Consider the following 24,745-nt stretch of genomic DNA (forward strand, 5'->3'; position numbering starts at 1 on the left):
CAAGACTTCGGCTATAGAAGGATCATGTCGAAGACCGAGCCGAAAGAACTCAGACGAGGCTGGACCACCGGCGCCTGCGCAACGGCGGCGGCGAAGGCCGCGTTTACCGCGCTTCATTCCGGCACCTTTCCCGATCCGGTGGACATCACCCTGCCCAAGGGGGGAACAACGGATTTCGTTCTGACACGGCACGGCGTCTCGAACGGTTCGGCCTTCGCCACGATCACCAAGGATGCGGGCGACGATCCGGACGTTACCCATGGCGCGCTGATCACCTCCACCGTGCGTTTGCTGGCCGCAGGTGAAGGTGTCCGGTTCAAGGCAGGCGAAGGAGTTGGAACGGTTACACGGCCGGGCTTGCCGATCCCCCCCGGCGAGCCCGCCATAAACCCCGTGCCGCGCCGGATGATCGAAACGGCGATATCGGAGGCCGCAGCCGGGCTGGATGCCGCACCGGATGCAGAGGTCGAAATCTCGATCGAAGGCGGCGCGGAACTCGCGCTGAAGACCATGAACCCGCGGCTCGGCATTGTCGGCGGATTGTCGGTTCTCGGTACGACGGGCATCGTGCGCCCGTTTTCCTGTGCCGCGTGGATTGCCTCGATCCACCGCGGCATCGACGTGGCCCGTGCCATCGGCCTGAAACACGTCGTCGGTGCAACCGGAGCGGCGTCGGAAGACGCCGTCCGGAGCCGTTACATGCTCGACGAAACAGCTTACCTCGACATGGGTGACTTTGCCGGGGGCCTGCTCAAGTACCTGCGCAGTCACCCGGTTGAAAGGCTGACACTTTCCGGTGGCTTCGCGAAATTCTCGAAGCTTGCCAACGGAGCGCTGGACCTTCATTCCGGGCGTAGCTCCGTCGATTTCGTTTTCTTGCAGGATCTTCTCGAAGAGGCGGGGGCCTCCCCATCGCTCGTCACGGCAGCGGCGGCCGCGAACACTGCGAAGGAAGTTCTGGACAGATCCCGTGAGGAAAAGCTCGATCTCAGCAGCCTCCTGGCAAGACGCACGAAAAGAGAGGTTCGCGAGATCCTCAGGGATGCCCCGATTTCGCTGGAAGTCCTGGTCACGGACCGCGACGGCAGGATCCTCGGAGAATGTGGCTTTGACGAGGGCTGACCACATCCTGCTGCTTGCCGGGACATTCGAGGCACGGCAGCTTGCCAAACAACTCGCGGACCGTTTTACCGGCGTGCGCGTGATGGCTTCCTTTGCCGGGATCGTTAAGGATCTGCCGGATCTCGGGGTCCCGACCAGGGTTGGCGGGTTCGGCGGCATTGCCGGGCTGAGCGACTTCCTGCGCTCGGAGGACGTCACGCTCGTCATCGACGCGACCCATCCGTTTGCCGCACAGATGAGCCGCAATGCGTCCGAGGCATGCCGGACCCTGCGGCTTCCGCTGATCCGGCTCGAGAGACCAGCCTGGACAGCGCTTCCCGATGACGACTGGATACTTTTCGATTCCATGCGGGACGCGGCTCAAGCTCTGCCCGCCCATGCCAGGGCATTCCTCGCCGTCGGGCGCAAGGAGATCGGGCAATTCACATGGCGCGAGGACATCTGTTGCCTTGCCCGGATGATCGAAGCGCCCCAGCAACCGCTGCCGGCGGGCTGGGACCTGATCCTCCGGCGCCCGCCGCAATCCTCTTCGGAAGAAGCCGACCTCCTGCGGAAACACGGCATCACGCATGTTGTGACCAAAAACAGCGGAGGCGAGCGCTCCTATGCGAAGATCGAAGCGGCGCGATCGCTCAAATTGCCGGTGCTCATGATAGACAGGCCACAGCTGCCGGAGGCTGAAACCGCGCCGGATCTGACCGGAGTTCTCAAGAAAGCGCAGGAGCTGATGGACCGGAAAAAGTTCTAGAACTTTACCTCAGAGTTCGGCTTTGCCGTATTTCAGCCTGACGAGCGCAGCGAAAAACCGTGGGATCCCGACCACGTAGCGGCGGAACAGCCGGCGCGGCTCCTGCAGCAGCCGGAACAGCCATTCCAGGCCCGCGGCCTGAACCATCTTCGGCGCCCTGATCACCGATCCCGACATGAAATCGAAGAGAGCACCCACGCCGATTGCGACCGTCGCATCCAGATGAGCGCGATTTTGAACGATGAAGTACTCCTGCCGCGGATTGCCCATCCCGACAAGAAGAAGATCCGGCGCGGCACGATTGATCTCCGTGCACACGGCATCGCAATCGCTCATGTCGAAGTAGCCATTGCGTGCACCGACAACCTGATGACGGGGATAGACCCGCTCGATGTGCTCCTTCGCCAGTTGAACCCTGGTTTCGTTTGCACCGAGCAGAAAGATGCGAAGCGGCAAATCGATTTCGGACAGTATTGCCGGCACCAGGTCGGTTCCGTTCAGATTGTCCGGAAACCCCTTGCCGTTCAGAAACCGGCTGGCAAGGTCGACGCCGATGCCATCGTTCAGCAGCGTCATTTCCTGCAGCGTTGCCGCAAAGGCCGGATCATCGAGCGCGGTCAGGGTCGTGTGTGCATTGCAGATGGCAATCTCGATCGGATAGCGCAGCTTGACGGACGTCTGCACAAGCTGGACGGCTTCCTCCGAATTCATCCTCAGAATCGACAGGGGCCCTATGGCCGTCGACCCGACTCTGATCGGAAGATTCAAGTCCACCTTGTTCATTGAATGAGCGCCATACTGTATCGAATGCACTTTTTCATCTTATCTTTATTCAGGATCGTATTGTCTTAGATCGAATACAATTAAAATAGCTTAATAAGAAAAGTCTTGAGATATTTACTATTAATACTTCGTATCATTAAAGATAAAATTCGATAGATTTCGTTGTTGGTTTTTTCACACGGGTGCCGGCCTTTCCCGAAATCGGGCCATGCATTTGCGATGCGTTAATCATGTTTGTTTACCAATCGTTCTGATGACCGATCGCGCGGGGACAAAACGGACAGGGCGTGATCAATTGCAAAGCGCGCTGGCGCATAAGCGAAACCGAAGTTCGATCGCACGATGATAGACTTGTCAGAGATACCGGCGATATTGCGACGCCATGTCGTCTGGCTGATCGTGTGCCCCATCGTGTTCGCAGTGCTGGCGCTCGCCTACGCATTCCTCAAGACACCGGTCTACCAGACCAGCGCGGAATTGCTGATCCAGCCCGAAGGCGTGCAGATCATCGGAGCGGATACATCCGGATCTCGCGGCAATCAGGCCCTTCAGGGCATGGATCTCGACAGCCAGGCTTTCGTCATCTTGTCGGCCGCGGTTCTGAACGAAGTCGCCAATACGCTGAAACTGGACGGCAATGCCGATTTCATGAGACCCGGCCTGAAGGCAAGACTGCTTGGCGCTGTCCTCGGTGGGTCGGCGAACGGCTCGCGGTCATCGGTCGATGTGCGCACCGCGACGCTGGAAGGCCTGAGAGAGATCATTGACGTCAACCGGCGTGACGATTCATTCGTCTTTTCCATAACGGTCACACATCCGGATGCGGATCTTGCCGCCGCGATCGCCAATGAAACGGCAAACGCCTACATCCAGCAGACGCGCAGCAGCCGGACGGAAGCACTTGCCCGGGCCGGGTCGACACTGGGGAAACAAGCCGTGCAATTGCGCGCGCGGGTAGAAGAGGCGGAAGCTGCCGTTGAGGCCTACAAGGCGCAGCAGGGTTTGATCAGCACCTCCGGCGGGTCGATCGTCGACCAGCAGATCGAAGCGCTCAACACGCAGATAACGGATGCCCGCGTCGACCTTGAGCGCACCAAGGCGCTCTACGACCAGATGGCGCCACTGACGCTCTCCGATGTCGAAGCGGGAACCGTGCCGTCCGGTTCCGGGAACTCCGTCCTGAGTTCGTTGCGCGTCCAGAATGCAAGGGTCGCCCAGCAGGTCGCGGAAGCCGAGACCACCCTTGGTGCCAATCACCCGACGCTTCGTGAACTGCGCTCTCAGCTCGCCAATACGCAGCGGGAAATCAAGAGTGAATTGCAACGCATCAAGCAGGCCGTGCGCAGCCGCTTTGAACAGGCGCAGTCAACGGTCAATGCACTCGAACTCCAGTCCAAGAACCTGCAATCGCAAAACAGTCTTCAAGGCAAGGCCCTGATCGAATTGCGCCAGCTGCAGAGCGAAGCCGACGCGAGCCGGGCCGTCTACGAAGCCTTTCTCAAACGCTCCCGGGAGCTGGAAGAACTGCCCGACGTCGACACGAATTCGACGCGCATCCTGTCCGAGGCCCCTGTGCCGACCAACGCCAATGGCCCCCGGAAGATCGTCGTGCTCGCCGCGGCTCTGGTTTTCGGATTTGCCGTCGCTGCCTCAGGCGCCGTCGCCCTGACCGTCCTTAAAGGACCGATGGTCACGGAGCGGCAGCTGGTTGCACAGACCGGCGCGCCGATCCTCGCCAACCTGAACAACCCGTCCGCAAGAGGCGTCTCCACGCGGATCCCGTCGCCGCGCCTGTTCGGCAAGCCGCAATCCTTCGAACAGAACAAGTCCGCGATCGCACGCGCACGGGTGGCTTACGCGCTCCGGCATGCGATCGACCACAATCGTCCGGCGAACATTCTTGCGCTTTCGGTCGGACGGACCGGCAACACCGCGGGCTTCGTGCGCGGTGTTGCGGAAGAACTGCACGACATGGGCGAAGACATCCTGTTTGCGCATACATCTCCCGGACGCGGCACTGCCCAGGAGATGCAGGCAAAACCGGTTTCCCGGAATTCGCGGATCGAGGCTTTCAGCCAGGCCGTTGCCAAACTCGGCGGCACGCGGGAAACGGTACCGCCGATGCATACCGGCTACGGTCACGGACTGTCCGGCTACCTCAGCGTGGAACAGATCGACACCCGCAAGAAATACGCCTCCGGAGCGGATCTCGGATCCTCGCAAGAAGACATCCTCCTCATCGATGCCGGGCATATCGACGAGAGCCCGATGCTTCCGGTTCTCCTGCGGCACTGCGACTGCATCGTCCTGATCACCGCCGTCGGTAACACCAACTCGGCCGAATTCGAGCACGCCGCAGCTTTCCTGGAACCCTGGTTCGACCGGATCGTCGGAAATGTCGTACTCAACCCCGTATGACCAGAGCCAGTCCTGGCCGACACCACAGCTGCAGAACGCGGCGCAGTACCGTCTCTGGCTCCGTTGCGTCTATGCGGTCGTTGCCGGCACGCTGCTTTTCAACTTCGCCCTGGCCGTTGTAAACACAAACGCCTTCCGGATATCCGAGAGCCTTGTCATTCTCTGCGAAATGGCGTTGCTGTCCGCGGCCCTGTTCCTCGTCTTCAGCCGCAACAGCGTCCTGTTGCTGCTCCTGCTGCTCTACTTCAGCTACATGGGCCTGATACTGGCGCTGCGCCCCGAGCTGGATCTCAAGGCCATTCGCGATTTCCTGATCCCGATCGTGTTTTACATGATCGGGCGGAACATCAGGAGGATCGAGGACGCCGACAGGCTGGTCTGGATCTGCACGATCCTTGTTCTTGCGGTCGGTTTCTTCGAGTTCCTCTTTCTGGACATCTACACGCGCATCGTCAGCATATTCGACTACTATGTCGCGCGGGGAACGCTGACCGCCGATGCAAATTTCGTCGAAGGATCCAACCTGTTCGTTTCCAGTACGCGCATCGGCGGACGGAATTTCCTCGCCTTTCTGGGCAACGTGCGCGCGTCCTCGGTGTTTCTCGAACCCGTAACGATGGGAAATTTCGGCGCGTTCCTGTGCCTTTGGGCGCTGTTCAGAAGCGGTATGCGGCACCGCATGCTGATGTTCCTGGCGGCCTTCGTGGCAGTCGTTCTGCCCGACGCCCGCTTCGGCATGCTCGTCTGTTTTGCGCTGATCGCCGCCGCCATACTGGGGCGCATTCTGCCCCGGGTCAGCTGGTGGGCACTGCCGCTCCTGGTGCTGTTCGCCCTTGCGCTCTATGGCGGATGGTCCACGACCATTGGCTGGACGGACGATCTGGGAGGACGCCTGCTTCATGCCAGCCAGTTGCTCCAGAAGGTTACACCGGAGATCCTGTTCGGCGTGGAAAGGAACATCCCGTTCCTCGCCGACAACGGCTTTGCCTATTCGCTTGCACAGATTGGCGCCGTCGGGCTGATGGCGCTTTGGACCGCCTACATGTTCGCACCGATCGAAGATCAGCGCGCCATCCAGTTCAAGGCACTCGCGGCGACCTATATCGCGCTGCTCATGACGATTTCCAATTCGTTCTATTCCATCAAGCTGGCCGCCCTGTTCTGGGTCGCGGCAGGCGCTGCAGACGTGATGCGGGCCGGGAACCGGGCCTCAGTTGATGCCCGCGGCCGCCACAGCTCATGATGTCAGGTAGCAGGGTGCAGCTTGCCCGGGCTCAGGCCGGGATCACGGCCCTGTAAAGATCTTCATATTCGCGTGCCTTGGCGGACCAGCCATAACCGCTCGCCGCGGTGATGGCGTTCTCGCGCAGGTCAGGTTGTTCGCGCAGGTCCTGGAAGCGGGCCTTCAAGGCATCAGCCGCCCGGTGGCAGTCGGCAAAGTCGACCGTGCGGACGATTTCGTGTTTGCGTGCAACGGCGCTGAAGGCTTCGTTCGCCTCCACGACGGGCAGCAGACCGGCGCTCATTGTTTCGATCAGAACGAGCCCGAAGCCCTCGTATTCCGAGGCGCTGACAAAAAAACTGCTCTGCGCGGCCAGCGCCTTCAATCCGGCATCCGAAAGCCCGACATGAACTGCGACACTCTCTGAAAGTCCACGTGCCTCGGCCATGTCCAAAAGCTGGCCGCCGGTCAGATCGGATTCCATGCCGGCAATGTCCAGATGCCAACCCGGGTCCGTGGCGCACAGCGTTGCCATCACATCCAGCAAGCGATCCAGCCGCTTGTTGGCGGAAAAACGGCCAAGCGTCAGCAAGCGTTTCCGCGGCTTGTGCGCTGCTGCATCCCCGAATTTGCCGACGTCGACCCCGTTTTCGATCAATGACGTCTTCCGGGGTGCGATCCGGTTGAACAGCTCCAGGTCGCTGCCGCTGCAGCACACGAGCGCGTCGTACTGGTGCGTCGACAGACGCGTCAGCGTGTTGAACCAGACCTTTTTCAGCCGGGCGAACTTTCGCGTATGGAAAAACCCGCCGTGGCTTGTAGCGACGAGCGTCCTGCGGTGAATAAGTTTCGTGAGGGCAAGGAAGTCGTAAAAGAAATCGATCGCGTGAACATGCACCAGGTCGGCGTTCGAAATCTCGCCCAGAACGGAGGGCGCGATCGGATACCGCGAGCTGCCGCGATACGGGATGCGCACGACATCAATGCCGTCAATCATTTCATGGCCGGGCAGCCTGGTGGCGGGGTCGGTAAAGAGACGGTCCAGCGTCACGACCTTGACGTCTGCAAACCGGTCCTTTTGCTGAAGCGCCAGGTTCTTGACCACATCCTCCAGCCCTCCGATGCTCGGAGAGAACTGCCTGACAACATGGACGACGGACTTGCCTGAAAGGGCCGGCGCAGCGTCGTGAACGTTGCCTCGCTGACCTGTTGCGTCCATTTGAATGATCCGGTTGAGGGGTGTTGTCTGCCTGTGTCCGGATTGACATTATCACCTGCCTGTCAACAAGATCTTTATCCAACCCATCATCCGGGAACCGATAGGGCCTCCGTGCAACAGAACCATCCGACCCGACACGTTCGCTTTTTCTCACGCCGGACAGGAGCGAGCGCTCCGGTCCGCGTGCTCACCTCGTTTGCACTCATATTCGCGCTCTCCGGAACAGCGGTTCAGGCAACCGGCTGCCTGCGCGGCGTCAACATTGCAGGTGCCGAATTCGGCGGGCCGGATGCGAAATATGGCGAAGGGTACATCTACCCCTCCGATACGACACTCGACTGGGCGGCGGCTGAATCGATGACGGCGATCCGGTTGCCATTCCGCTGGGAGCGGCTGCAGCCGGCGCTCTTCGGAGATTTCGACCCGGCTGAACTCGCGCGGCTGCAGGTCACGGTTCAGGGGGCGACAAGCCGGGGCCTGACAGTCATTCTCGACTTGCACAACTACGCCGAATACCGCGGCGACAGGATCGGGAACGGCGTGGTCAGCGCGGACGCGCTGGGTGATTTCTGGCGGCGGCTGACGCCGTATTTCGCGTCGAACGACAAGGTCGTCCTCGGTCTGATGAACGAGCCGGCGGATATCCTGGCAAAGACCTGGTTCGAAGCCGCGCAAGCCGGCCTCGACGCCATCAGACAAGCCGGCTCGAACCAGCTGGTGCTCGTGCCCGGCACAATATGGACCGGGGCCTCACACTGGTTCGACCCGCAGGAGGGCGGTTCGAATGCAGAACATGCCGAGACCATTCGCGACCCGCAGGACAATTTCGCCTTCGAGGTTCACCAGTATCTCGACGAAGACTACTCGGGAACGCATGACAGCTGTCCACGCGCCGATGATGCGATTGACGCCCTGAAGCAGGTCGCGGCCTGGATGGAAAAGCATGGCTACAAGGGCTTCGTGGGTGAATTCGGCGGCACCGCATCACAGGAGTGCCTCCAGGGTCTCCGGGACATGGTGGGCTACCTGAACGACACCAGCGATACCTGGATCGGGTGGACCGCCTGGGCAGCCGGTGACTGGTGGGGCAACTATCCCCTGTCGCTGCAGCCTGTCGATGGACAGAACCGGGCGCAGATGGAGGTGCTAGCACCTTTCCTGGCCAGCGACACATCCGGGGACGCGTCTGGAGATATATCAACCGGGCAATGCGGGTCGACCGGCCGTTAGAGCTTCTTCTGGCCAATCTGGATCATTTGGCCGTGGCCCTTTGTCCTGACCCTAGGGTACGGACTCATAAATGAAGTCAATTTGGTTTGGATCGTTTTGACCAACTGCGAGGAGCGAAAGCGCAGGAAATGTGTTTCATTTTCAAGCCTTTCGCGACGATGCAGATGGTCAAAACGGCCAAATCCGAAGGACGGCAAAATGGCTTCATTTATGGGACCGTACCCTAGCCTGCCGCGGCTCTCCTGTGGCCGAGATCCGTGCCGGATTGCCGGGCGTTGAGGACGGCGCAGACGTCTTCGAGGACATCGAAACCCTGATCGAGTTCCTTCAGCGTGCTCGTCAATGGTGCCAGAAATTTCAGGACCTGGTCATGACGGCCGCATGTCTCGACGATCAGGCCGCGCTCGAAACTCATCTTCTGGATCAGGCCCGCGACGTCCGCGGAAGACCTGCTTTCCAGCCCCCAAACGAACCCCTTGCCGCGATAGCTCAGCTCAAGGGCCGGATTCTCTGCGACAAGCTGACCGAGCCTTTCCTCGATATGCTCGGCCTTTGCCTTGACCTCGTCATAAAACTCGAAGTCGCTCCAGAAATGCTCCAGGGCCACGGTCGCGGCAACAAAGGCCAGGTTGTTGCCCCGGAACGTGCCGTTGTGCTGTCCCGGCTTCCAGACGTCATGCTCAGGCTTCATGAGAACGAGCGCCATCGGCAGGCCGTATCCGCCGATCGACTTCGAAAGCACGACGATGTCGGGACTGATCCCGGCCTTCTCGAAACTGAAGAAGTCGCCGGTGCGCCCGCAGCCCATCTGGATGTCGTCAATGATCAGAAACACGCCGAACTGCCGGCACAGGTCCTCGAGGGCCTTGAGCCAGGATATAGGCGCAACGTTGATGCCGCCCTCTCCCTGGATGGGTTCGACAATGATTGCCGCGGGTGCGGTCCCGCCGTCCGACCTGGACTGAAGGATCTCGGCAATAGCCGCAATCGAGGCTTCCTGGTCTTCGGAGGACGCGCAGAAGGGCAGCCGTGTGATTACCTGCTGCTCGAGATCCGGGAGACCTTCCTTGTAATAAGGGTTGTCCGTGAGCTGCAGCGAGCCGGTCGTCATGCCGTGGAACCCGTGAGTAAAGCCCAGGATATCGCGTCTTCCGGTCACCTTGCGCGCGATCTTGATCGCAGCCTCGACAGCATTCGTACCCGTCGGACCGCAGAACTGGAACCGGAAACTCATGCCCCGCGGCTGCAGAATCAACCGGTCGAACGCGTCGATGAACCGGTTCTTTGCGACCGTCGCGAAGTCGAGGCTGTGGGTAATGCCATCGTCGGACAGGTAGCCGACCAGCGCGTTTCGGATGACCTTGCAATTGTGTCCGTAGTTCAGGGCACCCGCACCGGCGAGGAAGTCGATGTATTCGGTGCCGTCCTCGGCAACGATCGTGCTGCCGGATGCCGACTTGGCCAGGAAGGGAAAACTGCGAACATAGCTGCGAACGTTCGATTCAAGTCGGTGAGCCGGATCCACTTCAGTCAGCATGTTCATTCCATTCCCCGTCATCGCGCAAGGCCGGGTATCGACCGTCGAACTGCGTTACAGACTCACGAAGTATGCTGACCGGGTCTTAAAATTCGAAAAAAAATCAAAGTAAAAAAAATGCAATACCGTTGCGATGTATTCGTCGCCGGTCATAATACTTGATTAAGCCTGAATGGGAAAACAATCCCGGTGAAATGGGTTTCTATCTATGACGTTTGGTATTACTGAGTGACGAATTCGTCCCAGTAGCGCGCGAGCTTGAAGTCGTAGCTGTCCGGAACAAACGTCTCGAAACCGCCGCTCGGATAGAGCGTGATCTCACCCACGAAAATCCCTTCCGAGGTGTTGTAGAGATCTATTCTGGCAAATCCCAGTCCCTGGCTCAGGGACCGCGCGATCTCAAGCATGGCGTCGAACTTGCCGGGCTTCGGCAATTCTTCTGCAAGCAGGGGATAATAGTTCATGTGAACGGCAAGGCGTTCCCAATCCGGTGAATAGACACTTTCATACATGCCGTCAGGCCGGGGCGTGCGAACTTCGATATGCACGACATTGCCGTTGAAGCTGTAGAACCGGTAGTCACTCAGGAGTTCACCGGGTTCACCGATACACTTCTCGATGATGATGCGCGGCTCGACGTTGGAATAGGCCCATTCCCGGTTGATCCGCGAATGGTCGGCGGACAGCCATTCGGCTTCCGGCCTCTGCTTCATCAGGTCATCGATGTCGCTTTGCCCGCGCAGGAAAAATCCGGCACCGCTTGCGTGGGTCGGTTTGACAACCGCCGGCAGCGTCACCGTTTTCCAGTCGACTGATCCCAGATCGGTGCCCACCCAGTAGGTCGGGATCACGACCGTGTCACCGACCCGCTCGGTGATGTAGCCCTTGGCATCCGCCTTGTCGACGACCTTGGAATAGAGGGGATTGCGGTCTTCCAGCTTCCGAATCTGCTGATACTCGGAAAACCGGACCGGCGATTTCCAGTCGGGAAAGCGGCCGAAGATCGAGAAATACTTCCAGGTCAGATAGATCTTGTCCGGAAAGACGGAGATCAATCTCCAGAAGATACGCTGCATCCTGTGTTTGACACTCGCATGTTTCTTCGGACCGGCCGCAACACTATCCATCTCGATTACCTGAAACCCCACTCCTTAAACCATTGTCAACACGAACATGGTCATTGTCTCCACAGCGCATGCGGGGCGCATGCAAACGGTATGAAGCGCGTTTAAGCACACAAGCGTTAATTTCTGACTTAACGGCAAAGCCACCCGATCGTGCGCAGGGAGACATTCGTGACCGGACAGAAGATCCTCCTGATCTCAAGACACGACTACAGGACCGGTTGGCGCGCAGGCCGGCACTTCCTTGCCGATGCCTTTCGGGATCTGGGTGCAGCCGTTCAGTTCTTTTCCGTCGGCTTCAGTGCGCTTTCGATGGTGAGCGACGATCATCGGAAAAATCTCTTTGGCCGGGCCAATGCCTGGCAGACCGTGGATGGCATCGATTGCTATCTCTGGCGTTCTCCGGTGCATCCGTTCGGCAGAGGTCTCGGCAAGTTCGAAGGCCTGACCGACACCCTGTTTCGCTGGTGGATCCGATCCGCGTGCAAGGCGCTTGACGACGCGGCGCGCGATGCAGACCTGATTGTCGTGGAATCCGGGATTTCCGCGGCCCTGATCGGTCGTATCCGCAGGTCAGCGCCAAATTCGAAAATAATCTATTTCGTGGCGGATCTGCTCGAGACGATCGGAGCGCACACCTTCATATCGAAACAGCTCTACCGCGACAGGCAGGCAATCGACAGCATCGTGGTCGTGGCCCGGGCGATGGCGCCGCACTTTCAGGACTTCGGCTGTCCTGTCTATTTCGTTCCGCACGGGGTGTCGAAAGCCGACTTCGACGGAATATCCGCAAGCCCGTATGAAACGGGCCGCAATGTCGCGACGGTCGGGTCCATGCTGTTTGATGCGTCCTTTTTCGACGTCGCCGCGGATGCGTTTCCCGATGTTCATTTCCACCTCATCGGCACACCCGGCATTGAAGGCACATTCAACAATGTCACCGAATACGGCCGCATGCCCTTTCGGGACACCTTGCCGTACCTGAAACACGCGAACGCGGGCGTTGCGCCCTACAGGCAGCGCGCGGATGCCGCCTATCTCGCGGATTCAAGCCTCAAACTGATGCAGTACGAGTACCTGAGACTGCCGGCAATCTGCCCGGTCTTCGCTGTTGGCAACAAGATCAACCGGCACGGATATGAGCCCGGCGACCCCGACTCCATCGTTTCGGCAATGACGGCGGCCCTCGGGTCGACATTCACCGATGAGGCATCGGGCGTGCTTGACTGGAAGGATGTCGCCAATCATCTGCTTTGCCTCGACCAGGATCAACCGCTCATCAAATCTTAAGCGAATTCCGATATTCATCGTATCGGAGCTCCCATGAGCCGATCGCCGCGAACAGGTCCACTCCGGCGATGCAAACTCTCCGTCGCAAGAACGGGCCGCTCGTCAACAGGAGCGGAGACAGGGACACGAAGCGCGATCCAATGGCATCCATGCTGCGAATGTCGGTCATCAACACCTCCGCGGGCATGTTGTCCATGCTCATGGGTTTCGTGTGCAGCATCATTGTCGCGCGGACGCTTGGTGTCGAAGGCACGGGCATTGTCGCATATGCGCTCTGGTTCATGTCTGTCGCGACCGTGGTCTCGGATTTCGGGATGCCGCAGGCCACACTTCGCTTCATTGCCCGCGATGCGGACGCGGACGTCAGGAAGAGCCCGCTTTTCCGGAACCTGCTCAGACGTTTCGTGCTGACAACCGGGCTGATGGCAGGCGGTATCCTGCTTTACGCCCTCTGGCAGCAGAGCCAGGACAACATGCCGGGATCAATGGTCTGGATCGCGACGACCGTCCTGTTCCTCAGCTACGCTTACGCAACAATGGCCATCGGTGCCGGTCAGGGTCTCGGCCAATTCGATCGGACGGCGGCGATGACCCTTGTCGGCTGTCTCGTCCAACCTGTGCTGGTCTTCGCAGGCGCCTTCGTGCTTGGCCCGGTCGGCGCCATCCTGGGCCATGCGACCCGTCATCTGCCGCAGGCACTCGATCTCCGGCGATATATCGGCGGCCCCCCTCCCCCGGATCGCAAACTGCCGAACGACGTGGCGCTCTACGCGCGCAACAACTGGTTTTCGGGCAGCATATTCGCGCTTTTCGGCGCGCGCATCGAACTCGCGGTCATCGGCTTCTTTTTCACCTTCACCCAGGTCGGCTACTACGCGATCGGGCTGACCATGTCGGGCATGGTGGCGCAATTCGCGATTTTCAGCCTGGCATTCGTTATTCCGCAATTCGGCGTGCTCCACGATCAAAAGGACGACAGGGCCATCCGGGCTGCCTTCGAGGGCACGATACGCTGGCTCGGAATCGTGATTGCGCCAATCGCGATCGGTGGTGCCTCGATCGCGCCGGAACTGATACCCCTCGTCTTCGGCGAAGACTTCCGCCCTGCCGTCTGGCCGGCCGTGATCCTTCTCGGCTTTTCCATCGCGCAAGCGCTTTCCTCCGTGATTTCCCGAGCGATCCTTGCCAAGGATCGCAGCGCCGACGAGCTGCGCATGACGATTGCATGGTGCGCAATCACCACTGTCGCGCTCCTCCTGATCGTTCCCGCCTTCGGTCCGATCGGAGCGGCGATTGCGCGTGCAGCGGCAAGCGTGCTGCTTCTCCTGATCCTCGGCATCTATTGCAGGCGCGTGCTCCAGCTGAAGATCCCGGTGTTTGCGCTGCTGAAATGCATCTGCGCCGCCCTGCTTTGTGCCGGCACCGCCACGCTCGTTTTGTCCAGGTTCGACGGCATTGCCGGACTTCTGGTTGCCGTGAGCGCTGCCGCCGTGGTCTATCTCGGCGCGCTGGCAGCGTTTCGCACGGTTCCGAAATCCGAGTACGAACCGGTGTTGACCAGCGTCCGCGATCGTTTGCGCGGCCTGAAAGCAACGTAGCACCCGGCTTGCGTCGCCTGTCGCCCACCTGCAATCGATCCGGTTAAGGCGATATTAGGCCGCCGGCGCTATTCTCTCGCCATCGACCGCTACTTGGAGTTGTTGCCAATCGCGGATGCGAGCCGCACCAGGCTGGCTTTTGTGGCGGCGCGACGGGGGACCGGCAGTCATGCGCCCAATCAACCGGAAAGACACATTCGAGCCATGTCCTTGACGAACACCTTCGGCGATCGTTTTGAAACGGTCCTCCACGCGACGCAAAAAGTCGTTTCGAAAGAGGTGGTGAACGCCTTCTCGGTAGGCGTTTTCTCACTGATCGTGCTGGGCACGCTTGCCCTTGCCTATTTCAACCCGGTCTATAACTGGGACATTCTGGCCTATGTCGGGATCGCTGCCGAAGATCAGCTTGAAAGCCCGGACGACATTCACAAGCTGGCCTATGGCGAAGTGAAGGAAGCGGCTTCCGATCTGCAGTTCTACAAGATCACGGCCAGCATCCCCTACCGGGTCAATCAGTACGAACAGCCGGAGCATTTCGTGTCGCTTTTTCCGATGTTCCGGGTCAAGGTCGGCTACATCGAAGCCATCAAGCAGCTTGCAACCGTGACCGACCGGGTGCATGCGACAACGATCATCTCAACCGTTTCGGCAGCGGCCATCGGGCTCTTCATTCTCTTCTGGAGTGCCCGGCAGAACTTCGTCCAGGGTCTGATGATCATCGGCCCGGCCGCAATGCTGATCGGATACACCTTTTCGGCGCGCGAGGCGACGCCGGACCTCATGATGGCGGCCTTTGCGTTGCCGGCGCTTTATTTCGTCTGCCGCGAGCGGCCTCTTCTTGCCGCCCCCTTCCTGTTCATGATGTTTCTGGTCCGGCCGGACGGGCTCCTGCTTTTCTTCGCGCTTTTACTTGCCGCGCTCGCCGTCGGCAGGGACCGGCTGATCTACCTCGCTCTCTTTGCCGGGGCGCTGTTGCTCTATTTCCCGATCACGAGTTCCGCCGATCATCCGGGCTGGTGGCCGCATTTCTATTTCTCGAATGTCGAGTACCAGGACGACATGCGCGGCTTCGACCCGGCCTTCAACGCAGTCCTCTACGTCAAGGCGCTTGTGGTCAATCTCGCCCGGACCGTGCAGGCCTTCAACTGGCTGATGGTGCTGGCGATCTTCCTCCTCGGCTTCGCACTGCTCTTGCGCAACGGCGCAAACGTCACCAAGGGACAATGGACGGCGGTTATCGCCATCACGCTGTGCATCGGCGGCAAGTTCGTCACCTTCCCGCTCCCGGACGACCGGATCTACCTGCCCTACATGCTGCCGCTGCTGGTGGTCCTGATGGAGATCTGGAAGCCGGTGTTTTCACTTGAAAACGCCCGCGACAACCGGGCAGGTCCATGAGAGCACATTCACTGCATTGACAGACAAAAAAACGCCGCCCGAAGGGGCGGCGTTTTTACTTTCACTCACGGGTCGGTCAACCGACCGCGTGCAAACAACAGGTGAGCGCCGGCTCAGGCCTTCTTGCGCGACCGGAAGACCGCCATGCCACCAAGAGCCGTCAGCAACAAGATGCCGCCGGCCGGCAGCGGTACGACCGTCGCATTGACCTGCCAGTGACCAAATTCCTTCGCCGTGCCCCACGTGGTCGCATCAACGCTGAAATCGTATTCCACGTTCGGAAGCAACGTGCCGAGCACGACGCTGCCGGTTTCGCTGTTGTCGACCGTTCCACCGTTGGCCAGTGCATCCGGACCGAAGTTGAAAACACCGAACGGGGAGACAAGGCTGCCAGAGAAAGTGCCGTTCTTGTCTTCATGCGGTGCCCAGAAGAACGTGATTTCGGTCACTTTCTTCACGACCATCGTCCAGGCGTCCTGATACAGATTGTCGTTTCTGTGCTGGATCGTGCCGAAGATATTGATGTTGCCACCGTCGAGCTCAAGAAAAGCCCTGTTGTCGGGTTGGCCGAAATCACCCACGGGGGTGGCGAGGTCTGCGCCCGGAAACGTGTTGCGCGGGTTCGGGCCGCCCTCGGTGATGTCGCCTGTGACCGTCATGGCATTTGCCGCACCGGCAAAAGCCAGCGGCAATGCAACTGCAGCCGCTACGGCCAGTTCAAAGATTCTCATGTGGTACTCCTACCGATGCGTGACGTGCCCTGGATCAGTTGGGTTCGAGCCTTCTGCGAGGCTCTTTCGAATTTTTAGTTGTATCTTAACTGTTTCTTAACATAGCAACGGCGACGCGTACAGAACTCTTTGTTCTTAAAAATCATTATATTTCAAATTTTTAACTAATTTTTGTCAATATGGTTAACGACCTGGCACAATTTCGTCTTTGCGCGCAAAAGGTGTAGTTTCCGCTCCGGCTTTGGCCCGGCCTCGCAGGGAAGATGCGCGGGCATATTGCCCGGCAAAGCAAAAAACCCGCTCGCGATGGAGCGGGTTTCTTCATCTGGTTCCCAAGATGCCGACTGGCTGGTCAGGCTGCCTGCGACTTGATGAAGCCGTTGACGATGCTGACAATGCCCTTGGACAGAAGATCGTCGAGGGCATCGCAGAACGTGTCGACATTCTCTGCCGTGCACACGAGTGGCGGCTCCAGGCGGATCACGTTGCGATTGTACTCCGTGAAGGCCACCAGGATGTCGTAGTCCCGCAAAAGCTGCGCGCCGATAAAGCCGGACAGCGACCCTTTCAGCTTTTCGTCCAGCAGAGACAGCATCGGACGCAGCACGACCGGCATGGTCCTCGAGAAGTCCTGGAACTCGAGACCGACCATCAGCCCCTCACCGCGCACGTCCTTGATGATCTTCGGATATTTCTGCTGCAGTTGTTTCAGACGGGAAATCAGGTGTGCACCGACCTGTGCGGCGTTTTCGATAAGGTCTTCGTCGTAGAGAACATTCAGACCTTCTATGGCCGTGATGCTCGCCTCGCCGATCCCGCCAAACGTCGCCTGGGCGTGGATCATGGCCGTCTTCGGAGACCCGTAGGCCTTCATGTAGACGTCGCGTTTCGCGATCATCGCGCCCACGGCCGCCTTGCCGGCGCCAAGCGATTTCGCCAGCGCGGTCACGTCCGGAACCACGCCATAGTGTTCGAAGGCATAAAACTTTCCGGTGCGGCCATACCCGCACTGCACCTCGTCCGCGACCCAAAGGACGTTGTGCCTGTCGCACAGCGCGCGAACGCCCTTCCAGTAGCTTTCCGGTGCGGAGATGATGCCGCCACCGCCCTGGATCGTTTCCAGAACGACCACACCGATATCGGGATCGGCTTCAATCGCCCGGGTCAGGGCGTCCAGATCGCCGAACGGAACCTTGATGTGATTGTCGACGAGCTTGAAATCGCCCTGATACAGATCGGAATCCGTGATCGACAGAACGCCCTTGGTCTTGCCGTGAAAAGAGTTGGCTGCGTGCACGATCTTGCAGTTTTTCCGGCCTGACGCGCGTTCGGCCACCTTGACCGCCGCTTCCATGGCCTCAGACCCGGAGGAGCCCAGGAAAACCATGTCCAGTTCACCGGGCGAACAGGCGGCCAGGTTCTTTGCGAGCGCCGTGGCGTATTGTGACAGGAAGGCGATCGCTATTTCGTGGCGGCCTTCTTCCTGGAACTTCTGGCGCACCGCGATCACTCTGGGATGATTGTGGCCATGTGCCAGCGATCCGAACCCGCCGAAGAAATCGAGGATCTTCCGGCCGTTCTGATCGACATAGTACATGCCTTCGGCCGTCTCGATCTTCACCTTGTGAAACCCGAGCAGCTTCATGAAATGGAACTGGCCGGGATTGATGTGCTCCTTGAAGAGATCCGCCATTGTCGCCGCGTCAAGCGCCTTGGCCTCTTCGACCGTGATCAGGTCCGGCTTGCCGGGATCTGGCAGGTCTGCACCGGAATGCTCGAAGTCGTCACGGAGTGCGGTGTTCTGCATCATCAGGAATTCCTATTCTGCCGGCTGGGCGGTGCCCTGTCCGACGCCGGTGCCACTGTCTTTTTGCGCGCGGTATTCGTCGTAGGCTGCAATCAGCATGTCCTCGTCCCGGTACGCCGGAACCCAGCCGAGCTGCCGCTCGCCCTTGGAAACATCCAGAACGCACATCTCGTCCGCGATCAGATACTGTTCCGGGTCCATGATCGGCATGTTCAGCGCGTCGAGCAGGTCGAGCGTCCGCTTGACCGCGAAGCCCCAGGTCGGCACGAGGAGCGACCTTGAATTCGCATGCTTGACGAGATCCCCCAGGAGCTTCCTCACAGGCGGCGGATCGATCGACCCGAGGTTATAAGCCTCGTTCGGGACACCGGCCTTCCAGGCCTTGTAAGCCGCATCGGCGCAGTCATAGACGGAAATGAACTGATAGGGGTTCTTGCCCGAACCGATCATCGGGACCGGCAGGTTGAGGTCGATCAGCTTGAAGAGTTTCGTCAGGATGCCCAAACGGCCCGGCCCGATGATGAGGCGCGGCCTGAACAGCGTGATGTCCATGCCGCGCTGCCGCCACTCCTGCGCAAGCGTTTCGGTATCCAGCTTCGACTGGCCATATTCGCCAAGGGGTGAGACCGGGTGATCTTCCGTCATCGGATAGGTGACGGTGTGACCGTAGACCATGTCGGTCGTGTAGTGCACGAGCCTGCCGGCTCCGGCGCGGTCCATCGCTTCGATGATGTTCTTCGTGCCGTGGTAGTTGACCGGATAGAAGAAGTCGTGCCGCTTCGCGCGCACCTGGATCGGCGACAGCATTTTCGCCGAGAGGTTATAGACCATGTCGTCGCCCGACATCGGCACCGCGGCAATCGCCTCCGGGTCCGTCACGTCGCAGTCGATGAAACGCGCCTTGGCATAGATGTGCCTGTTCGTATCCGCGATATCGGCGACAATCACCTCTTCGCCTTCTTCAGCAAGGCGTTTCGCGAGCTGCCGGCCGACGAACCCGTCGCCACCAAAGAGGATATGTTTCACTTCGAGGTCTCCTCAAGAGAAGCTGTTTGAACCTTTGCCTGCGCCACCACCGCGTCCTGTTTCGAGCCACCCTGCGCGATGAAGACCGTGCCGACGCAGATCAGCGCGATCCCGAAAACCCGCATCGCGTTCAGGTCTTCCTGGAAGATGAAGTAGGCGTAGACGGCGACGACGACGTAAGCGAGCGACAGGAACGGATAGGCGTAGGACAGCTCAACCTTGGACAGGACGTAGAGATGCGACGCCATGGAAATCACGAAGGTACACAGTCCGAGGAACACGAATGGCGTAAAGACAACCTGTAGCAGTTTGACGACCAGATTGCTGTGCAGCGAGCTGAAGTCACCGATCTGGGTCATGCCGTATTTCAGCATGATCTGCGCAGCGGCATTTGTCAGAACCGTGAACAGAATGAAAGGCAGGTAGGTATTCATGCAAGGCCGTCTCCGCGCGCGCTGTGTATCATTCGGATTATCCCGTCAATTCGATTAGATTAGATTAATTCGAAACTCTTTTTATTTACCCACCTTCGTATGAATAACGATTCGTTACTTTAATGAATTGATTTTTATTTGATTTCAATTGTTCTTTGATAACAACCTCCTAGTTCAAGGCCGTTCTGCGCCAGAAATCCGAAAGCAGCGCCGGATCGCGCAGGGTCTCGAGCTTTTGCCAGTCGGGAAACGATGCCTTGAATGTCGCAGATGACATTCTGCGATCCTTGTAGGGATTGATTGCCCCGCCCGCCGCAAGGGTTATTTCATCCAGTTCCTGAAGAAGCCGCAGGGTCGGGCTGCCCTTGTCAGGAAAGTCCAGCGTCAGCGTGTAGCCGGCACGCGGGAAACTCATGAAGCCCGGGCTTCGGACCTGCCCGAACCGTTTCAGCACCGTCAGGAACGAACCGTGCCGGTTTGCCTGCGTGCACTCCAGCAGCTTCTTCACCGTCTCGAAACCGGCCTCTTCCGGGATGACGCTCTGGTGCTGATGCAGGCCACGCGGACCGTAGAGGCGGTTCCATCGCCCGATCCGGTCCAGCGGGAAGAAGAACTTTTCAAACCCGACCGTCCGGGTGGAAACACCCGCCGGTGCGCCGCGAAAGTAGGTTTCGTTGAACAGCCGGAGAAACGGTCCCTGCAACGGGGTGACCGGCGGCGTGAACGGCACCTTGAGCGGGGACGCACTCCCGGAAGCCGGGTGTCCGCCCTCCGTTTCATGATCGCCCGCGATCAGGTGTCCGCGTCCGAAACGCCGTCCCCTGCTGATCGAGTCGAGCCAGGCAACGGCATATTCGTGCCGGTCGTCAACTGCCTGAGCAAGTCCGAAATATTCTTCGAGATCATTGAAGCGGGTCGTCTCCTGCCTGATCGACGACGCCCCGACGCGCATCAACTGGACAGTTGCCTTGCGGATCAGGCCGGTCAGGCCGAGACCGCCAACGGTCGCTTCGAAAAGACCGGTTGCATCTCCCGGTCTGATGACGAGCGCTCCTCGGTCCGTCCGGTCCAGATGTATCTCGGTCACGTGACAGCCGAACGTTCCCTTTCGGTGATGGTTCTTGCCGTGGATGTCGTTCGCGATGGCACCACCAAGCGTGACGAATTGCGTTCCCGGCAAGACGGCGGGGAACCATCCCTTCGGAGCGACCGCATCGATGAGCTCGGAGAGCAGCAATCCGGCCTCGGCCTCCAGCAGGCCCGTCGTCTCGTCAAACGAGAGGATCCTGCGGGCTGATCGTGTGGCGATCGCGACGCCGGCAGCATTCAGGCAACTGTCGCCGTAGCTGCGGCCATTGCCGTAGGGCAGTGCACCGCCGGATGCGCGCGTGTCATCGAGGAAAGCCTCCGGCTTCAACAATCCGGAGGTTTCAACGCTCAACCCGCCCCAGCTTTCAACATGTGCGTTCATGGGGCTCACCAGACAGCGGCGACAAGAAACAGAAGCGCGCCGCACCCGATCATCAGCTGGCTGCGCCAGTCCTTCAAAATGAACACGATCGGATCCTCGTGCATCTCGTCGCGGCGGGCCAGGATCCAGATCCGCATGATGATGTAGAGGATCAGGGGACACAGCAGCCAGATCATCTGAGGCACGGAATAGGCGCGCTCGATCGCGGGACTTTGAATGTAAAGCGCAAGCACGAGAACAGCGGCGAAACCCGAGGTCATGCCGGCCTGAGAAATCGTTTCGAGATCAACGTGCCGATAGCCGCGGCCCGTAACTTCCCGCGACGCAATTTCGCCGACCTGCTGCAGTTCGGTGAACCGTTTTACCAGTGCCAGCGAAAGGAAGAAAAACACCGAAAAGGCGAGCAGCCAGAAGGAATATTCAATGCTCGCGGCAACGCCGCCGGCCAGCACACGGATCGTGTAGAGCCCTGCAAGCACGAACACGTCCAGCAGCAACATGCGCTTGACCGAAAATGAATAGGCTGTCGTGATGACCAGATACAGCGCCAGGATGCCCGCAAAACCGATCGGCAGAGCCGTGGAAATCAGGAACGCCATCGCGATCGAGCCGAAAGCCAGAGCGAGGCCGTTCGGGATGCTCAGCTCACCGCTCGCAAACGGCCGTTTCCACTTGGTCTTGTGATTGCGGTCCGCTTCAAGATCGAGCAGATCGTTGAGGATGTAGATCGCCGACGCCGAGAGCGAGAAGGCGACAAAGGCCAGGACGGCGCTCAGGAACACCGATCCGATGAAGATCTCGTGCGCCATGACCGCCGGGACGAAGATCAGCGTGTTTTTCAGCCACTGGTGCGGCCGCATCGCCTTCAGCGCCGCTTTTGCCTGGCTTCCGCCCGCGTCGATCCGGCTGGCACCCGATTGTTTCTGCCACCGGTCGGCCGCCCTGTCCGGAGCCACGACAACCGCCTCGGACGCGGCTTCGAACAGACAGACGTCATGATGCGAGTTGCCGTAATACTCGAACCCCAGGTCTCCCGCCTCGGCTTCGATCCGGGCCAGTTTGCGCCCCGAGGTCAGGTTGGTTTTTTCGTCCGACGCGAGGACGGCGTCGAACAGGCCCAGATGTTCCGAAACGGCGTGGGCGAGCTTTTCATTTGACCCGGTTGCCAGCACCAGCCGCCGTCCGAGCGCCTTCTGGCTTTCCAGCCCGGTCACGACTTCGGAGCGGTAGGGCAGAACGGTTACGTCGATCTCCGCCGTTTCGGCCAGGCGGGCCTTGGTGTAGGCGATGCCTCTGAGAATCCAGCCGAACAACGAGAACACGATCAGAGGGTTGCGGCGCAATGCCTGGAACAGGCTTTCCCAAAGCAGGTCCGTGCGAAGCAACGTTCCGTCCAGGTCAACGTAGATCGCCCTGTTTGAAGTTTCTAAGCGCTGATCCATCACGCAGTTGCCCCGAGACCCAACTCGACGTGTGACCCTCTACGGAGCCATCGGAGCGCGATCTCTTTCCCTGATTGCCTTTGTCATTTGCACACATGACGTGCTCTTTAAGGCTTGAACTACCGGAAATTTCTTAGCACGTGCTTTAGAGAATTTCGGAAGCCCAATAATTATCGGGATTTTTGCGTAATTTACGCTCATTTTGGACAAAACGATGCGCTTATACTTACTCTTTCCTTAATTTTAAGTATCTGATTTGACCTATCGCGACAGTGTCGACCATTCAGGACAGTCAGCCCGGAAACGCGGCGAAATCAATGTGTCCGACCGTACACCGGAAACGGCCGGACTTCGCATGCTCCAGGTGCCCTGTGCACCAGGCCTCGGCGTCTTCGCGCGTCGTTCCGTATTTCGCACCTAACCGGCTCCAGCCAGACAGAAACTCTTCCAGGAAGCCCGTGTCGGAAGGACCGACTTGCCAGTCGGACCGCCCCTGCACCACGCTGTAGCCGGCCGCCTTGAACAGCTCGACCGCGCGCGGTGCAGCGCCCGGTCCAAGGGCATTGCCGAAGCCCTTGTCCGATAGCTGGTCGTTGTTCAGCGCATTGCGCATTGTCTCGTCAAGAGGTGCCGCGGGTTCGAACCCGATCCGGCCGTCATAGGTCAAACTGGCAAGGAACGGCTTGCCGGCCCCGACCACGCAGTTCACGAGGCGCTGAAGAAACGGCTCGGAAACCAGATCGAGGAAGGCCGACGTGCTGAGCGCGTCGACCTCGGAAAGAGGCAGCGCCTCGACATCGCCGGCAAGATCGATCTCGAGCACGGACAAGTCTCCCGTGCTCTTTCCGCGCCAACGCGACGCCGCAACCTCAAGCAGAGCCGGATCATGGTCCGTCAGGAGCCAGCCGGTATCTTCGGGCAAGTGGTCCTTCAACGCCGCAACCGTTGACCCTGCCCCGCTCGCAAGATCAAGGATCCGGGGCGCGGCGGCGGGCACATGTTCCAGGAACGCAGCCTCGACGGACCGGTCTCTTGCGGCAACATCCAGCGGTTCTCTCAGCGCCAGCCATTGGGAAGAAAACCCGCTCATCGGCCCGCACCGTCCAGGGCAGCGGCAAACCGTGCCGCCGCATCCCTCCAGTCCGGAAGCGCTTCTGCCGCGCGCCTTGCCGCTGCAGCCATATCGAGGCGCGCGCGTTCGTCGCTCATCAGCGACTTCAGTGCAGCGCGGAGTTTCCCGATGTCCTCCGTTCCACAATAGATCGCGGCGCCGTCCGGAAGCGTGTCGGCAACGGCACCACCACCGCTGCCGATCACGGGGAGCCCGTGGGCCAGCGCTTCCGTGTAGGCCATTCCATAGCCTTCGTAGCGGCTTGCCAGCACGAAGACGTCCGCCTTTCGGTAAAAACCGGAAAGCTCGTGGGGTGCGACCGCGCCCTTGAACGTAACGCGATCGGTGAGCGCGAGCGCGGACAACTGCTCCTGCAGCGCGGCGCGGCATGCCGGATCGGCGTCAAGTCCGCCGACGATGTCCAGGTACCAGTCGAATTCCCGAAGACCATCGAGCGCGGCAAACAGCAGATCGTAGCCTTTGCGCCTGACCACAGTTCCCACCGAAAGCAGCCGAAGCCTGCCGGTGGTTCGGCGCGCCGCGAAGTCCTGCTTTTCGGTTCCCGGCAGAACGACGGTGATGCCGTCAGCCGCGACACCAAAGAGCTCCGCGACCTGCGTGGCCGTGGCATGACTTGTGACGATCACGTGTCTGGCGTGGCCCAGCGCGTTGCGCTCGCTGTCAAGTAGATCCGACGCCTGAGCCCCGGACAAGCCGGTCTCGCGGCACAGGGGATGATGCACAAGGGCGACCAGGTTGAGGCGGCCGGAAACAAGCATGGCAGCCTCCGGCATGGCACCGAAGGCGAGGCCGTCGACAACCACCAGGGCGCCGTCCGGGAGCCTGTCGAGCGTGGCCCGTGCCTCTTCAAGCGTCCCGGCATCGGGGAAGGGAAATCCAGCGCCGAGCGGCACCAGCTCCACCTGCCAGCCAAGGTCCTGCAGTCCGGCAATGATCTTCCTGTCGTAACCGTATCCGCCTGTCGGCGTGTCCAGCTCTCCGGGGTAAGCGAAATAAAGCCTGTTCATGCGATG

20 protein-coding genes are annotated in these 24,745 nt (G+C 59.8%); 8 read left to right on the forward strand and 12 right to left on the reverse strand.

Annotated features, from left to right (window positions below):
- The first annotated feature begins 24 nt into the window (after nt 1-24).
- Both ACO08A_RS06315 and ACO08A_RS06320 read left to right on the forward strand, forming a co-directional pair.
- A complete protein-coding gene (locus tag ACO08A_RS06315; RefSeq protein WP_422040326.1) occupies nt 25-1,122 on the forward strand; it encodes a cobalt-precorrin-5B (C(1))-methyltransferase in 1,098 nt (365 codons plus the stop codon).
- Nucleotides 1,109-1,870, forward strand: coding sequence for a cobalt-precorrin-6A reductase (locus tag ACO08A_RS06320; RefSeq protein WP_422040327.1), 762 nt, complete (start codon nt 1,109-1,111; stop codon nt 1,868-1,870). Before ACO08A_RS06315 ends, ACO08A_RS06320 begins: the two co-directional genes overlap by 14 nt.
- A gap of 9 nt (nt 1,871-1,879) precedes the next feature.
- Here the strand turns inward: ACO08A_RS06320 and ACO08A_RS06325 are convergent, their stop codons facing one another.
- Complete coding sequence (locus tag ACO08A_RS06325; RefSeq protein WP_422040328.1) at nt 1,880-2,581, reverse strand: WecB/TagA/CpsF family glycosyltransferase; 702 nt, start codon at nt 2,579-2,581, stop codon at nt 1,880-1,882.
- Between the two features lie 414 nt (nt 2,582-2,995).
- Here ACO08A_RS06325 and ACO08A_RS06330 point away from each other — a divergent pair, with 414 nt between their 5' ends.
- Complete coding sequence (locus ACO08A_RS06330) at nt 2,996-5,071, forward strand: GumC family protein (RefSeq protein WP_422040329.1); 2,076 nt, start codon at nt 2,996-2,998, stop codon at nt 5,069-5,071.
- Nucleotides 5,049-6,314 carry a UDP-phosphate alpha N-acetylglucosaminyltransferase gene (locus ACO08A_RS06335; RefSeq protein ID WP_422040330.1) on the forward strand — a complete coding sequence of 422 codons (1,266 nt, stop codon included), beginning with the start codon at nt 5,049-5,051 and terminating at the stop codon, nt 6,312-6,314. The genes ACO08A_RS06330 and ACO08A_RS06335 overlap by 23 nt, the downstream gene beginning before the upstream one ends.
- A gap of 31 nt (nt 6,315-6,345) precedes the next feature.
- Here the strand turns inward: ACO08A_RS06335 and ACO08A_RS06340 are convergent, their stop codons facing one another.
- Nucleotides 6,346-7,512 (reverse strand): glycosyltransferase family 4 protein, encoded by a 1,167-nt coding sequence (locus ACO08A_RS06340; RefSeq protein ID WP_422040331.1) that lies wholly within the window; start codon nt 7,510-7,512, stop codon nt 6,346-6,348.
- Nucleotides 7,513-7,695: 183 nt separating this feature from the next.
- On the opposite strand from ACO08A_RS06340, the gene ACO08A_RS06345 reads away from it, so the two are divergent.
- On the forward strand, nt 7,696-8,742 hold the full coding sequence (locus ACO08A_RS06345; protein ID WP_422040332.1) for a glycoside hydrolase family 5 protein: 1,047 nt from the start codon (nt 7,696-7,698) through the stop codon (nt 8,740-8,742).
- A 223-nt stretch (nt 8,743-8,965) separates the two neighbouring features.
- Here the strand turns inward: ACO08A_RS06345 and ectB are convergent, their stop codons facing one another.
- On the reverse strand, nt 8,966-10,285 hold the full coding sequence (gene ectB / locus ACO08A_RS06350) for a diaminobutyrate--2-oxoglutarate transaminase (RefSeq protein ID WP_422040333.1): 1,320 nt from the start codon (nt 10,283-10,285) through the stop codon (nt 8,966-8,968).
- Nucleotides 10,286-10,500: 215 nt separating this feature from the next.
- Entirely contained in the window at nt 10,501-11,406 is a 906-nt protein-coding gene (locus ACO08A_RS06355) for an ATP-grasp fold amidoligase family protein (protein WP_422040334.1), read from the reverse strand.
- A gap of 168 nt (nt 11,407-11,574) precedes the next feature.
- Here ACO08A_RS06355 and ACO08A_RS06360 point away from each other — a divergent pair, with 168 nt between their 5' ends.
- The 3 genes from ACO08A_RS06360 (at nt 11,575) to ACO08A_RS06370 (ending at nt 15,689) form a co-directional block, all read left to right on the forward strand.
- Entirely contained in the window at nt 11,575-12,693 is a 1,119-nt protein-coding gene (locus ACO08A_RS06360; protein ID WP_422040335.1) for a hypothetical protein, read from the forward strand.
- Nucleotides 12,694-12,761: 68 nt separating this feature from the next.
- A complete protein-coding gene (locus ACO08A_RS06365) occupies nt 12,762-14,291 on the forward strand; it encodes a lipopolysaccharide biosynthesis protein (RefSeq protein WP_422040336.1) in 1,530 nt (509 codons plus the stop codon).
- A 204-nt stretch (nt 14,292-14,495) separates the two neighbouring features.
- Nucleotides 14,496-15,689 (forward strand): hypothetical protein, encoded by a 1,194-nt coding sequence (locus ACO08A_RS06370; RefSeq protein ID WP_422040337.1) that lies wholly within the window; start codon nt 14,496-14,498, stop codon nt 15,687-15,689.
- Between the two features lie 113 nt (nt 15,690-15,802).
- Here the strand turns inward: ACO08A_RS06370 and ACO08A_RS06375 are convergent, their stop codons facing one another.
- The 8 genes from ACO08A_RS06375 to ACO08A_RS06410 all read right to left on the reverse strand — a co-directional run bounded on the left by ACO08A_RS06375 (nt 15,803) and on the right by ACO08A_RS06410 (nt 24,739).
- Nucleotides 15,803-16,420 carry a VPLPA-CTERM sorting domain-containing protein gene (locus ACO08A_RS06375; protein WP_422040338.1) on the reverse strand — a complete coding sequence of 206 codons (618 nt, stop codon included), beginning with the start codon at nt 16,418-16,420 and terminating at the stop codon, nt 15,803-15,805.
- A gap of 352 nt (nt 16,421-16,772) precedes the next feature.
- A complete protein-coding gene (locus tag ACO08A_RS06380) occupies nt 16,773-18,227 on the reverse strand; it encodes an aspartate aminotransferase family protein (protein WP_422041719.1) in 1,455 nt (484 codons plus the stop codon).
- Nucleotides 18,228-18,239: 12 nt separating this feature from the next.
- Nucleotides 18,240-19,253 carry an NAD-dependent epimerase/dehydratase family protein gene (locus tag ACO08A_RS06385; RefSeq protein WP_422040339.1) on the reverse strand — a complete coding sequence of 338 codons (1,014 nt, stop codon included), beginning with the start codon at nt 19,251-19,253 and terminating at the stop codon, nt 18,240-18,242.
- The gene (locus ACO08A_RS06390) at nt 19,250-19,687 is read right to left on the reverse strand and encodes an EamA family transporter (protein WP_422040340.1); all 438 of its coding nucleotides are present in this window, start codon (nt 19,685-19,687) and stop codon (nt 19,250-19,252) included. Before ACO08A_RS06390 ends, ACO08A_RS06385 begins: the two co-directional genes overlap by 4 nt.
- A 169-nt stretch (nt 19,688-19,856) precedes the next feature.
- Nucleotides 19,857-21,158 (reverse strand): FAD-binding protein, encoded by a 1,302-nt coding sequence (locus ACO08A_RS06395; protein WP_422040341.1) that lies wholly within the window; start codon nt 21,156-21,158, stop codon nt 19,857-19,859.
- Between the two features lie 5 nt (nt 21,159-21,163).
- Nucleotides 21,164-22,600, reverse strand: a complete 1,437-nt coding sequence (locus tag ACO08A_RS06400; protein WP_422040342.1) for a UbiA family prenyltransferase — start codon at nt 22,598-22,600, stop codon at nt 21,164-21,166.
- A gap of 292 nt (nt 22,601-22,892) precedes the next feature.
- Nucleotides 22,893-23,690: a hypothetical protein gene (locus tag ACO08A_RS06405; RefSeq protein WP_422040343.1), complete on the reverse strand. Its 798-nt coding sequence runs from the start codon at nt 23,688-23,690 to the stop codon at nt 22,893-22,895.
- Nucleotides 23,687-24,739, reverse strand: a complete 1,053-nt coding sequence (locus ACO08A_RS06410; protein WP_422040344.1) for a glycosyltransferase family 4 protein — start codon at nt 24,737-24,739, stop codon at nt 23,687-23,689. Before ACO08A_RS06410 ends, ACO08A_RS06405 begins: the two co-directional genes overlap by 4 nt.
- Nucleotides 24,740-24,745 lie beyond the last annotated feature (6 nt).

Origin of the sequence: Roseibium sp. (assembly GCF_965232425.1) — a bacterium.
Classification (GTDB): Bacteria; Pseudomonadota; Alphaproteobacteria; order Rhizobiales; family Stappiaceae; genus Roseibium.

Coding starts and splice junctions, on each gene's coding strand:
- ACO08A_RS06315 (WP_422040326.1), top strand. CDS start 25: ATGTCGAAGACCGAGCCGAAAGAACTCAGACGAGGCTGGACCACCGGC.
- ACO08A_RS06325 (WP_422040328.1), bottom strand. CDS start 2,581: ATGAATTCGGAGGAAGCCGTCCAGCTTGTGCAGACGTCCGTCAAGCTG.
- ACO08A_RS06330 (WP_422040329.1), top strand. CDS start 2,996: ATGATAGACTTGTCAGAGATACCGGCGATATTGCGACGCCATGTCGTC.
- ACO08A_RS06335 (WP_422040330.1), top strand. CDS start 5,049: ATGTCGTACTCAACCCCGTATGACCAGAGCCAGTCCTGGCCGACACCA.
- ACO08A_RS06340 (WP_422040331.1), bottom strand. CDS start 7,512: ATGGACGCAACAGGTCAGCGAGGCAACGTTCACGACGCTGCGCCGGCC.
- ectB (WP_422040333.1), bottom strand. CDS start 10,285: ATGAACATGCTGACTGAAGTGGATCCGGCTCACCGACTTGAATCGAAC.
- ACO08A_RS06355 (WP_422040334.1), bottom strand. CDS start 11,406: ATGGATAGTGTTGCGGCCGGTCCGAAGAAACATGCGAGTGTCAAACAC.
- ACO08A_RS06365 (WP_422040336.1), top strand. CDS start 12,762: ATGCAAACTCTCCGTCGCAAGAACGGGCCGCTCGTCAACAGGAGCGGA.
- ACO08A_RS06370 (WP_422040337.1), top strand. CDS start 14,496: ATGTCCTTGACGAACACCTTCGGCGATCGTTTTGAAACGGTCCTCCAC.
- ACO08A_RS06375 (WP_422040338.1), bottom strand. CDS start 16,420: ATGAGAATCTTTGAACTGGCCGTAGCGGCTGCAGTTGCATTGCCGCTG.
- ACO08A_RS06380 (WP_422041719.1), bottom strand. CDS start 18,227: ATGCAGAACACCGCACTCCGTGACGACTTCGAGCATTCCGGTGCAGAC.
- ACO08A_RS06390 (WP_422040340.1), bottom strand. CDS start 19,687: ATGAATACCTACCTGCCTTTCATTCTGTTCACGGTTCTGACAAATGCC.
- ACO08A_RS06395 (WP_422040341.1), bottom strand. CDS start 21,158: ATGAACGCACATGTTGAAAGCTGGGGCGGGTTGAGCGTTGAAACCTCC.
- ACO08A_RS06400 (WP_422040342.1), bottom strand. CDS start 22,600: ATGGATCAGCGCTTAGAAACTTCAAACAGGGCGATCTACGTTGACCTG.
- ACO08A_RS06405 (WP_422040343.1), bottom strand. CDS start 23,690: ATGAGCGGGTTTTCTTCCCAATGGCTGGCGCTGAGAGAACCGCTGGAT.
- ACO08A_RS06410 (WP_422040344.1), bottom strand. CDS start 24,739: ATGAACAGGCTTTATTTCGCTTACCCCGGAGAGCTGGACACGCCGACA.